Source organism: Pseudomonas sp. AO-1 (assembly GCF_019775695.1).
GTDB classification, from domain to species: domain Bacteria; phylum Pseudomonadota; class Gammaproteobacteria; order Pseudomonadales; family Pseudomonadaceae; genus Aquipseudomonas; species Aquipseudomonas parakoreensis.
In genome coordinates, this window is record NZ_CP079947.1 from 2,076,071 (window position 1) to 2,088,451 (window position 12,381).

Annotated in this window: 8 protein-coding genes; 1 reads left to right on the forward strand and 7 read right to left on the reverse strand. The window is 51.8% G+C overall.

All coding sequences use genetic code 11. The annotated features are described in order from the left end of the window. The first annotated feature begins 3 nt into the window (after positions 1-3). Positions 4-813 (forward strand): glycosyltransferase family 2 protein, encoded by an 810-nt coding sequence (locus tag KVQ82_RS09715; RefSeq protein WP_049827887.1) that lies wholly within the window; start codon positions 4-6, stop codon positions 811-813. A 67-nt stretch (positions 814-880) separates the two neighbouring features. On the opposite strand, the gene KVQ82_RS09720 is transcribed toward KVQ82_RS09715, so the two are convergent. The 7 genes from KVQ82_RS09720 to KVQ82_RS09750 form a co-directional block, all read right to left on the reverse strand. Continuing rightward, a complete protein-coding gene (locus tag KVQ82_RS09720; protein WP_027612436.1) occupies positions 881-1,828 on the reverse strand; it encodes an NAD-dependent epimerase/dehydratase family protein in 948 nt (315 codons plus the stop codon). A 3-nt stretch (positions 1,829-1,831) separates the two neighbouring features. After that, positions 1,832-3,235, reverse strand: a complete 1,404-nt coding sequence (locus tag KVQ82_RS09725) for a glycosyltransferase (protein WP_260688116.1) — start codon at positions 3,233-3,235, stop codon at positions 1,832-1,834. A gap of 61 nt (positions 3,236-3,296) precedes the next feature. Next, complete coding sequence (locus tag KVQ82_RS09730) at positions 3,297-4,967, reverse strand: acyltransferase (protein WP_222018732.1); 1,671 nt, start codon at positions 4,965-4,967, stop codon at positions 3,297-3,299. Positions 4,968-5,057: 90 nt separating this feature from the next. Then, positions 5,058-6,404, reverse strand: coding sequence for a glycosyltransferase family 4 protein (locus KVQ82_RS09735; RefSeq protein ID WP_222018733.1), 1,347 nt, complete (start codon positions 6,402-6,404; stop codon positions 5,058-5,060). Next, positions 6,401-10,144 carry a glycosyltransferase gene (locus tag KVQ82_RS09740; RefSeq protein ID WP_222018734.1) on the reverse strand — a complete coding sequence of 1,248 codons (3,744 nt, stop codon included), beginning with the start codon at positions 10,142-10,144 and terminating at the stop codon, positions 6,401-6,403. Before KVQ82_RS09740 ends, KVQ82_RS09735 begins: the two co-directional genes overlap by 4 nt. Before the next feature lie 4 nt (positions 10,145-10,148). After that, positions 10,149-11,489 (reverse strand): ABC transporter ATP-binding protein, encoded by a 1,341-nt coding sequence (locus tag KVQ82_RS09745; RefSeq protein ID WP_222018735.1) that lies wholly within the window; start codon positions 11,487-11,489, stop codon positions 10,149-10,151. Further along, a complete protein-coding gene (locus KVQ82_RS09750; RefSeq protein WP_222019375.1) occupies positions 11,479-12,309 on the reverse strand; it encodes an ABC transporter permease in 831 nt (276 codons plus the stop codon). The genes KVQ82_RS09745 and KVQ82_RS09750 overlap by 11 nt, the downstream gene beginning before the upstream one ends. Positions 12,310-12,381: the final 72 nt, after the last annotated feature.

Here is a 12,381-nt window from a genome sequence, read left to right on the forward strand (position 1 = left end):
AACATGATTACAGATAAAACCGATAAGACTCGCCTCAGTTGGGACGTGCCCGCGTACGAAGAAAGCCTGTGGCTGGGTCGATCGAAGCGTTGGTGTGTCGTGATTCCGGTCATTAACGAAGGTGATCGAATCAGAAGCCTTCTAGATAGAATGAGTCGCCTGACTATTAGTGAACATGCCGACATCATTATCGTAGACGGTGGCAGTACTGATAACTCACTCGATGCGGAGTTTCTGCGTCGCAACGAGGTCCGCGGATTATTAATCAAGCGTGGACCAGGCAAGCTGAGTGCGCAGTTACGCTGCGCCTATGCCTTCGCTCTTGATCAAGGGTATGAGGGAATTGTTACTATTGACGGTAATGACAAAGATGATCCGGACGCCATACCGCAATTCATCGCCGAGCTAGATAAAGGAACAGATTTCGTGCAAGCCTCCAGATTCCTGGAAGGCGGCGTTGCAGAAAATACGCCGAAATCGAGAGACCTGGCCATTCGATTGATTCATGCACCCTTACTGAGTCTTTCGTCGGGGTTTAAGTGGACAGACACCACTCAGGGGTTCCGGGCCTATAGTCGCAAGATGCTGCTGGATACCAGGATTTTGCCATTTCGCAATGTCTTTATGACATACGAATTGCTTGCATACCTTAGCTACAGGGCTCCCAAACTCGGTTTCCAATGCAAAGAATTGGCGACGGTGAGGCGATATCCGATCGGCAAAGTTCCAACTAAAATCAACGGAATTAAGGGGAATCTAGCTGTGTTGGCGGTACTTTTCCGCGCATGCAGTGGATATTACAATCCCAAGTAACAGTCTCCAATTTTTTACTCTGTAGACGGGGCAAGCGGTTTTTGCCCCGTTGATTTGATGGTTTAACTTAACCTTTGTTCTTTTCGGTTGTCAGGCTATCAATGTACCAGTTAATTGTGTGCCTCAGCCCATCATGAAGACTGAACTCTGCCTTCCAACCAAGTTCCCTTTCTGCAAGCGAACAATTAAGTACGTTGATAGGTACATCGAAAGCTCGTGCGGGCATGAAGTTACGAGTCACCGCGTTATCAGTTATCTTCTCAATAAGATCGATCAGCGCGTTAAGTGATGTCCCTTCGCCTGAGCCGATGTTAAAAACAATCTCAGAGCCTTGGTACTTGAGGGCTTTCGAGAATGCGTTGGCGATATCTTTTATATATATATAGTCTCGCGTAACCGAGCCATCTCCCCAGATGTCTATGGTTTTTCCCGCTGTCGCTCTGCTTACAAAAGCTGCAATTGCACCTTGTGCCGTTTCAATTCGTTGTCTTTCGCCATAAGGGTTGGCAACCCTTAAAATCACCGGTTTGATGTTGTGGAGCTTCTTGTAGAGATACAGGTATTTTTCGATGGTGAGTTTGCTGATGCCGTAGGATACTTCTGGATCAGTGGGGTGTTCTTCGGAAAGTGGGCATTGCACGGGCTTCCCGTAAACGGTACCACCTGATGATATAAACACGATCTGCTCAACCTTTTGCTCCACCATCACATTCAGCATGTTCAGTGTCGCAATGACATTCGTTTGAATGTCATAAATAGGATCATCATTAGAAGATTTAGGAAGGGTAGTAGATACCAAGTGGAGTACCCCATCTACGCCTTTGATCGCTTCTTCAAGGTCGTGTTTGCTCTGAAGATCTCCAGCGATCCATTCAACGTTCTCATGGGCCTCGAACACGCGGTACGGAGGGACTCGGGGCCTTTCGAAGATTCGCAGGCTGTGGCCCTCTGCAAGGAGCTTGTCCGCTATGTTCGAGCCGATGAAGCCACCGCCGCCGAAAATTACATACTTCATAATTTATTCCAATTTTTCATGAATTTGCATGAGATCCGCATATACACCCGATAGTACGCTGATGTAGGCGTGCAGCGGCTCACCGGCTATCCTTCCTGCGCCATGATTGTGGGCGTGCTCATTATTCAATGCAAGGCACGACCGGAGACTTTGCGCCAATTCTTCGGCGTTTCCAGGCTCGAATACAGTTACGTTATCCTTTTCCCCCAAGTATTCAGTTATTCCCGTTACGTCGCTTGCGATGATGGGGGTTCCGCAAGCCAAAGCATTCAATAACACGAGCGGCGCGTTTTCTCTCCATGTAGAAGGGATGACCAGTACATCCAGCGAGTGCAAAACGCTACCAATTCGTTCGTGAGGGAAAGTTCCCATGAACCGAACTCGTGGATCATTCTGAATAATCCCGTCGAGATTTTTCACGTAATCCGGGTTTTGTTGTGTATCGCCGTAAATGACAACGTCCGCGTCCATGTTTGGAAGTTGCTTGATGGCCTGCAGGAGAACATGACAACCCTTGTGGTTTGTCAGCGTTCCAATAAAACCGATGGTGGGAGTCTTTCCTGTCGCTTTGATTCGATCCAGATCAACTGGATAGATGATTGGCGGCTGGATTCCGTATTTGAGGCGTCTGATTTTGTGCTGGGGGATTCCCGCGTTGATCAGTAAATGTTCTATGAATAGTGTAGGCGGTAAAATTTTATCAATTTTGAGCATGGCTTGGGCAATGGTCTGCTCACGATTGCGAAGATCCTTCATGGCCAGCATGATGTTCTTGAAGCGGGTATTGATTGGCGCGGACGCAGCCAGCATCAACGCGGAAAATAGTACCTGAGGCGTATGCGCCAAAAGCCGGCGCATGGTGCCCTTCTGGTTATTAATGGCTACGTGTTTGAGGCAGTTACTTGCCAAAAGACTTGGTCCAGAGCACTCATTCTGACCCCAGGGTTTCACCAGCTGACAGGATCGGCAGTTGATCCAGTAGTCGGTAGGGGTGTAAACCGTTGGAATATTCTTGTCAACGCACGCTTGAAGTGCTGATATCGTCAGGTTTTTGAAATGAAAGAAATGCACTAGATTCGGTTGGAAGTGATCAAGCAGACTTTTGAAGGGGGCGTATACCGCACGGTTGTTGTATTCATCCACTAGTGTAGTGCTGGAGAACTTCCCTGCGACGTAGGGCACCAGTAGTTGATGAACCCTGAAGCCTTCATGATCGTAAGAAGCAAGACTCAGGTTTTCTTCTCCCTGAAGCTGCGCCGTCACAATTTCAACAATGTAGCCTTCGTCTCTCAGTGCCTGAGCAGTCGATAATGTAAGCACTTCTGTTCCCGCAGAAAAATGCGGAAAAAACTGATGAACGCACAGCAGAATACGTTTGCCATTGGCAAAAGGCGTTTCACCTTGCATGGTGGTCAACAGCGCTGCGTATTTTGATAATTTCGATGATTCTCACCAAAGTCTAAGGCTCTTAATTGGATTGGATGTTTGAGAGCTGGAGTAGCGCTCGGCGTCCGTTATAGTCAGAGACCTTACTGTGCACAGCAATCGGGCTGGCCGGGTCAAGATAAACTGCCAGTCCCAGCATTTGCGGTGAGGGTTTACTGAGACCTGCTGTGAGTGTCACAACCTCTGTCCATTGATCCCCTGGCCTCAGCTTTTCAGACTTTGAAAGCGCAGTGTCCGACTTGTCGAGAATCTCCGCGTTCTTGTCCAGGAGGTGAACCGCCAGAATATATCCCTTGGGGAGAGGCTTGATCAGTTCGAAGGCCAACTCGATGTTGTCGCTGCCTGAACTCGTCTTCACGGATTTAGCGGCGACAAGGCGCAGATTTTCACCAAATTCCGGTGAACTGGTTAACGCGTGGTTCTTGACCAGGTAAGTGCATTCGTCTGATTGGCAGCCTTTGGGGGCGAACGCTGCGGGTAACACATTGAGGGCCAGGATCAAGGCACCTGCTGCTGCGAGGTAGGCACTTGCTCTTACATTGTATGCCGTGCTCAGGGCTTTTGGGATCGTGGTTTTGTTTACGCTCAGGATCAACTTGCGGCAGGGGTTCTCCACGGCTTTGTGCAGAAGAAACGCCATTGACAGGGCGATAGCCCAGTAGCCGGCAGTTTGCACAAGAAGTGGAAGATGGCTGAAGTACAAGGAGTTTGCCATGTACCACTGGAAGATCGTCATGTGTACCAGGTACAGGGAAAAGCTGATTTCTCCCAACAGCACGAGAAAAGGCGCGGAGAGGGCTTTGGAAAACACACCCTTGCCGAGAGCGAATACAACAATCAGGGCTGCAAAAAACAGGAAACTGCCGGACTTGATCAGGTAATAGTTTACGGCGCCGCCAATGGCACCGTGCATGGCAAAAATAGTCGTGAGCTTTGGCGTTATCCACATTGCGAATACTGCGAGCACAACGACCAGTAACTCTGCTGCGGAAAAGAGCAGGCCGGATTGGTTCTTGGTACGGCTGTGGATTTTCTGATACACCCCGCAAGCGAGGACCCCTGCAAAAAACTCAATGATCCGAACAAATGGGTTCACATAAAACAGGCCCATCAGGCTCACCGATGGCGCTGCATCATCTGCCGGTATATTCCAAGCGATCGCGAATCCGAAAAACAATGCTGCCACGGTACTCAGGAAAATCAGTTTTACTTTCCAGCCCGGGATAAAACTGGAAATCAATAACGGAAAGCTGAAGTAAAAGAACATCTCGGTCGAGATGCTCCAGGCGACACCGTTAAATGTGAGAAATACATCTCTGAGGGGGATAAGGGACTGAATCAGAAACAGGTTGGCCAGGGCTGTAAATATAGCCTGAAGATAGGTCAGCCCACCCAGGTTCCAACCGGACGTCAGCAGGTACAGCAAGATGATTGCTGCGATGTGTGCAGGCCAGATCCGGGCTATGCGTGCTTTAAAAAAATGGGCAGTTTCCTGGCGTGTAGCGAGCGTTGGATAGTTGTACGCCAGGATAAAGCCGGAGAGTACGAAGAAGAAGGATACACCTTGAGCCAGGGACAGCGTCGTTGCCAGCCCCAAAGAGCCAAAAGCTCCATGGGTGTGTCCCAGAACGATCATTGCAGCGGCAAAAAAACGTAATGATGTCAGTGCGTCAAGTTTGACTGTCGCATGCATAAATGAATCCCGTGCGCTTGGTATTTAAAGCGAATGTGAAGTGCGTACAGCATCGGCCGTCCTTGGCCCCTGCTGTTCAATACAAAACCGTCAGACCGTTTCAGGCGTCTTCGCATACATGGCAAATGTCTCTCGGGCCATGATTTCCGGCGTCCTTTCGTAGTTCGTGGTTTTCGCGAGATCGTAAAGGGCTTGTGGGTTGGCAACCCAGGCTGACAGCTTGCGATAAAGATCTTCGGCGCTGCCGCGATCGAATATCTCTCCGTTTATCCCGGCCTCTACAAACTCGGTCATGCCGCGCACATCCGATACCAAGGCAGGGGTGTGGGTGGCCAGAGCGTTCAGCAGCACCAGTGGGCTGTTTTCATACCAGCGTGACGGGATTACCAAGGTGTCCATATCGCGCAGGATATTGACCATATCCTTGCTCTCGAAAACGCCACGGAACTCGATTTGCGTGCCGGAGCTTTTGGCTTTCAATTCTTCCATGTACGCCGGGTCCTGGTCGGTTGGACCATAGATCACCAATCTTGCACTGTCTTTTGGCAGGCGATTGAAGGCATCAATCAGCAGATCTGTACCTTTGTGCGGTGCTATCTGGCCGATGAAACCGATCACTGGAATGTGTTCGGCGTCTCGCTGCGGCTTCGGCGTGCGATCGACATCGATGCCGAACCACAAGGTTTTCATGGGTACGTTGATGTCGTTGTTGACATAGGCTTCCCTTAAAAAGGTGGTTGGCGCGACGGCACCTGCGTAGGAGCCGTTGTAAAGAGCTCCAAGAATGTCCGGACGCTCCGCGATGTAGTCGATCGTTTGATCGAACACACTGTTTTTCACGCCCGGCATTTTGCGCAGAGCAGTTACGGCGCTGGCGATGAGCTTGGCTGACGTGCCATTGTTCGCGTATCTGATCCAGCCCTCTTTCGACGTGCGCGCAGTCTCTTTCAAGTAGCAGGCCACGCAGTTGCTGCGAGTTCTGGACGGGCCTGCGCACAGTGCACCGTCGGCTGCTTCCAGTTTATTGGTCAGGCAGAAACCGAAGAAGTCCGTGAAAGTTGCGTAGGTCGGAATGCCCAAGGCCTTGGTCGCTTCGAGCAAGGCACTGGTGTGGTTGATCAAATGAGTGACGTGAACGATGTCCGGTTTCAAGTCGGCGAGAATATCGGTCAAGACCGGACGCATCTCCGCCTGGTAGTACGTTTCCTTGATATTGACGTGAGGGATTTTGTTTTTGTCGACCAGGACAACTTCAAAGCCTTCATGCTCATATCGAGTGATCAGTTCCGCTGCCGCCGGCTCGCCCTGGAACAAGGCGCTGACGATGACTACCTCGTGACCCCAGTTGCGGTAGTTCTTTGCCAGTTCCAGCGTATAGGTTTCTGTTCCGTAAAAATGATCCGGAAAGAAGCAGTGCACAAAAAAAACGATTTTCATTGTTTGGTTTCCGCCAGGGTTTCGGCATAGATCTGGTCGTAGCTCGCAATCATTGCCTGGATCGAGAAGTGAGCCTCGGCTCTTTCGCTGTGACGGTCGGCAATGTAGGTGCGACGAGCACTGTCATTCAGCAGATCTACGATGATGTCAGAGAGCTTGTCCGCATCGCCGTAAGGGGCGAGCAGGCTGCTGTCATCGACAATCTCGCCAATTGCACCGATGTCATACCCGACAACCGGAACATGCATGCGCATCGCAAAAGGACTCACCTGGCCGAAGCTTTCTTTCCAGACCGGCGCAACAAACAGCTTCATGCGGCGGTACAAGTCCGGCAGTTGCGAGTAGGCGACATAACCGGTGAACTCAAAGTTGTCTGATACGCCTGCCGAGTTCACCGCTTCCTTGAAGGTCTCCATCAGACTTCCGCCACCGACAATCAATACGCGGGTCTGCGGGCGTTTCTGTACGGCTTTGATGAATGGAGTAATGGAGTCAGCATTAAGCTTGTCCGTTTCCAGTCGGTAAACCATGCCGATCGTGTCGGTAGCAGTCTGATTGGGCGCATCGGCTTTGAACATCGAGAAGTCGGAGCCGGGATAAACCGTTGCATTCGGTGCTTCTGCTTGTCCAAAAACGTTGCGAACGTAATCACTGACGTATACGTAACGCTTGATGGAGGGCGACAAGTAAGGCGCAACCGGTGTGTTGATGTTCTGGATGACGGGAATGCCTAATTGTTGCGCGGCACGCATGGTCTGGTCATACCAGGGTTCATCACAGTCGCCCCAGTAGTGCATGTGAATGACATCTGGTTGTAGTGCTTGCAGGTACTCGACAAAAGGCATCTCGTCTGCAGACAGTTTGATTTCCTTAATGGTGATGCCCGAATACGCGGCGGGGATCGGCGCATGGCTGGTCAGAATACTTTGCTCGAACCGGACGCCCAGGTATTCGTAGATGTCCACCACCAGGCGTGAGGAGCCGCCGGTCATGAAGTTGGCGATGACATGCAGCACCCGCGGCCGGACAGCATTCACACTGGTTGGCTGCTTGACGATGTAAGTATCTTCACTGATGTCGGTGGGCGCATCAGTGTTCGACACAATAGCTGGTGGCTGGCCTCTCAGGCTTTTCTTCAAGGCCGAGACGGTCGGACTCAGCAAGCGACGTGCGGGGGCAGGGGTCACGAGGGAGGCGAGCATGTAGGCGATGCGCAAGTATTTCTTGAGATCGTTGGGTTGCGCTGCAAATGCCTGACTCAAACGAAACAGTCGGCTCCGGCCGATGGCTTGTAGCCGTTGCTCGCGATGTGCGACTTCAACGTTGAGCTGTTGCACGATGGCGTTCTTTTGTTCCAGGTGCTGGTTCAGGGCGCTGATCTCCTGCTGTCTTGCTTCAGAGGCGGCCAGTGCTTCTTGCAGAGCGTCATTAATTTCATTCAGCGTGGAGTTCAGATTCTGACTCTGATTGATGGCGGACTCAGCAACCGCCTCTGTTTTGTTGATGAGATATTGGAACGCTGCCTCGGTTTGCGAGATGGCGGACACGAACGCTTCTTCCGTCTGTGTGATCGCAGAGTGAAACGCTGCCTCAGTTTTGGTGATGGCGGCCTGTACAGCGAGCTCGGTCTGCGTGATCACAGACTGAATGGTCGCATCTTTGTCGATGACCACCCGATTCAGTCGCGCGGTTTCCGCCACGATACCTGGCATTCTCGACAGTTGAGAGTCGCGGTCACGAAGATGCTGATGCCACCATTGCGGGGTGCGATTCTCAGTGTTGGAAACGTATCGCAAGGCATAAGCGCACGAAGAAGCGAGTTCGACAATGGCGCCCAGTTCGGACATACCAAAATCGGTCGGTTTTTCGAGCGAGCCCAATGAGGCGCACCAATCGATGGCGAGGGCCTTTTCTGCGCTGGTGACACCTGTACGCCAATACAACACAGCTTGTTGATTGTTGCCTTTGCCGGACTCGATCAAACCCAGATTCAGGTAGGACCTGATTTGCTTGGTAATCAGAGTCGGGCTGTATTGGGTGCAGTCATAGGCCACACAAGTTTTATACAGATCAATGGCGCGATCAGTGTCGCCTGCGGCCTGCCAGAGTTGGGCCATAACGAACGATATCGATACTTTCCAGCGCAACTGCTGCGGTGAATGATCCGCCTGGTTCATGTAAACGTCAGCATCTTTTGCAAACACTTCCAGCTGATTCACCGTCAGTGTGGATGCCTGCAGCAGTTGGTAAGCCTGAATGCACAGTGCCGCCCCCAGGTCCGGTGAGGTTGCCGAGGCTTGAGTGGCCACTTCGCGGGACAGTTCGAGCAGCTTCTGACTGTCTTCGATGCGATGACCGATCGTGACCAGGCCTTTCACCAGCCAGGGGTTGGCATAGTCGTCAAAACGCGTGACCTTCCATCCCGGGTTTTCAGGATAGAGATCGTAGGTGGTTTCGCGGTAAGGCACGGTTGCGCCCAGTGTCGGCGATTTCATGCCGACCAGAAGGCACCATTCACAAGACGGATCTTTTTCGATCAATGTCTTGGGGTCTACTTCATACAGCTCGCGAATGCCGACTGCCCACTCGTAAGCATTGTTGATTTTCGGTTTGTATTGATCCGCTGTCTGGGCGTAAGCCGCTTCGACGATGAAGTCTTTTTCCAGTTCTTTAACGATGCGCTCCCACGTGTAGACGTGAAAGTGGAATTCGTTCGGATCTTCTCCGGTTTCGTCTGACCAGTCATTTGGAACGGAAAGTACGATTCGCCCGGACGGACTCAGGACCCGGTAGAACTCTGCCAGCAATCCAACCGGATCCGGTACGTGTTCCAAGGTTTCAAACGAGGTAATGAGGTCGATCGAATTATCCGGAATATCGTTCAGCGCTTCCGGCAGCCAGCCTTCTTTGAAGGTGAGTTGCGAATTGACCGCAGAGAAGTTTTTTTCAGCGTATTTGACTGCATAGTTGCTGCCATCAACGCCGAGGATCGAGCTGGCGTCCGAGCAGTTGAACAAAGTATAGGCGCCGTAACCCAGTCCGCAGGCTGCGTCGAGGATGCGGTCGCCGTTGCGCACATAGCGACTGGCCAGGAGATAGCGAATGATATGGCCATCGGAGCGACTGCCAGGCTCACGCGTCATGTCCATGTGCAAGTCGCGCTCGTCTTTCAGCGCTTCCAATGGATAAACGGTGGCGGCTTCCTTGGGAAGCTTCTCAAGCGGTATGGCAATTTTGCCTTGTTCATATTGCAGAGACTGGTAGTCGTTGACGCGATAGTAGGCAGGGTGTTTGCGTACGCCGTTTTCGAAGAACAGCATTTCCCAAGCTTTGCGGGCTTCTTTTGTGTCGGGTTCGCAGCTGGTGTCCAGAAACAGGAAGATGTTGCGTTTCGAGACTCTTGGCGCTTCGACAGCCAAACGCTTGAGGGAGAGAGCTGCGTCGTCGGCATGAGTGATCAATACCGTCGAAAAACTCTCGTCGTCCAATAGCAGGTCAGCACCGTCCCATGCAATGAACCGTCCTGGGAGCTGTGCATTGCCACACTCGGTTTCAGCACCCGGGAAGACGTTGTACGCCTGCACACCCGCCAGCAGGAAGGCCCGCAGCAACTCTGTATCAGGCAGGCCGATATGTAGCACTTTGCCGTTACCACAGGCTGAAAGTACCTGCGAGACCAGTTGTTGGCGTTCCCCTGCCGTCAGTGATGCCGAGCAAATGTTTGTGGTGGAAATATTCATTAACTCAGCCCTTGAGTTCGATTGCTTTCATGCGGAGGTCGAGGACACCGCCAAAATGGTATTCGCGGGGCTTGGTAGCCACCGTAAAAAATGCCGCCTCGTCTCGCCAGTGAAGAATGCGTTGTTCGGCGTAGTAAGGTTTGCCTTCCTGGGAGATGGCAGCCTGAATTTCGTAAAGGTTGGCGCCCAGACTGCATTCAAACTGAAAATCAACAGATGACTCGGTGCCGGCAGTGAATGTCTTGGTCCAGAAGGTCTCGCCCGTCGCCAGATTGGCGGCAATGGCCATGTCCTGATTTAGCGTGCCCCAGGAGTAAATCTTGACGCCTTCCTTGTTGCGAAGACGCAGGCTCACATTCAGGTGGTCAAGATCGACGTTGCAGCGGAAGGACACGCGAATGACAGACGTCTGTGTGGCATAGAAAACCTGGGTTTCTTCGCCCTCGGCGTTCAACACGCGCACATCCAGAACCTCGGCATCCTGATTACCGAAGGAGAACCGGTCTGCAGTTTTCGATTCGGTCTTGGCAGCCTTGTTATCGTCCTTCTGATGTTGCGCAGCCTTGTCGGAAAGGTTTTTCGTCAACTGTTGCAGGTAAAGACTTTCCTGTTCGTGCAGGTTCCTGCGGTAATCGAGGATGACGTCGGCCGAAGACCCGATGCTTTCAATTTTCCCATTGGAAAGAAAGATCGCCCGCTGCGTGAGGGTCCGCACCGATTCTTCATCGTGGGAGACGAACAGCAGGGTTGTGCCATTGCTGGTGAGCTTTTCGATTCGTTCGTAGCAACGTTTCTGAAACAGCGCATCGCCGACCGCCAAGGCTTCGTCGACAATCAGGATTTCAGGTTTCAGATTAGCCTGGACAGAAAATGCCAGCCTCACGAACATACCGCTGGAGTAAGTCTTTACGGGTTGGTCGACGAATTCCCCGATGTCTGCAAACGACAGGATGTCATCCATCAGTTCGTCAGTCTTGCTGCGATTCAGGCCGTGGATCGCACAGTTGAGATAAACGTTTTCCCGCCCGCTGAATTCCGGATTGAAACCTGAGCCCAGCTCAAGCAACGCGGCAATGCGCCCATCGACATTTACCGTGCCCGAGGTCGGCGTCAGTGTGCCGCAGATAATCTGCAGCAGTGTGGATTTGCCCGAACCGTTTTTGCCGATGATGCCGACAGACTCGCCGCGTGCAACTTCAAAGTTGATGTCCTTGAGAGCCCAGAACTCATGGTGAAGTTTCTTTGATGGCAAGATCATCTGAAGCAAGCGATCGTGCGCTTTCTCATACATGTTGAAACGCTTGGAGAGGTCATTGACGCGAATGGCAACATCTTTAGAGGACATCAGCAAAGCCTGCGCGAGTTTTTTGGAAGAATGCAAAGCCGAGGCAGCAGATAACAATGCCGACGATATAGCTCGTGCCAAGTGTGTGCATATCAGGGATCTGGCCGAACAACAGGGTTGCGCGGCCATTTTCGATGATAGCGGTCAATGGGTTGATATATAGCCAGCCGCGGTACTCTTCAGGCAAGGCGCTGATCGGGTAGAAAACCGGCGACAGAAACAGCAGTGCCGTGGCGGCCATGCCCGTGACCTGGCCAATATCGCGTATGTATGCGCCGAGTGCGGACAAGATCCAGGATAGGCCTATCACCATCAGGATTAGCGGTATCAGAACAATCGGGAAAAACAGCGCAGTAAGCGGAATCGAGTGATTGAACACCAGTTGTGCTGCCAGCAGCACCGACAGGCTGACGCACAGGTGAAACAGGGCGTTCAACACCGAGGTCGGAGCGAGGGTTTCAATCGGAAAAACGACTTTTTTTACAAAGTTGACGTTGCCAGTGATCAGTTTGGGTGCCGAGTTGATGCATTCTGCGCAGAACGCATGAATGATCAGGCCGGTAAACAGAATCAGCGCGAAGTCGACTTTGGACCCGGTGGCCGCACCGCTGCCGCCCCAGCGCGCATTGAATACGGTTGAAAAGACAAATGTATAAATAGCGAGCAATAGCAGCGGGTTGATAAATGACCATGCTACGCCCCCCACTGAACCGCGATAACGAGATGAAATCTCTCGTTTTGTCAGTTGCATGATCAGTTGGCGATTTTTAATTGCGCTGATCAGCATTCGCAAAGGCGACGTTGGAAATGAATCATGCATGTTCAAGGCAAAAGCTCCAATGGAGGCCGTTCGGTAAGTTGATAGATTGTACGAGCGACGTTATTTAGTTCG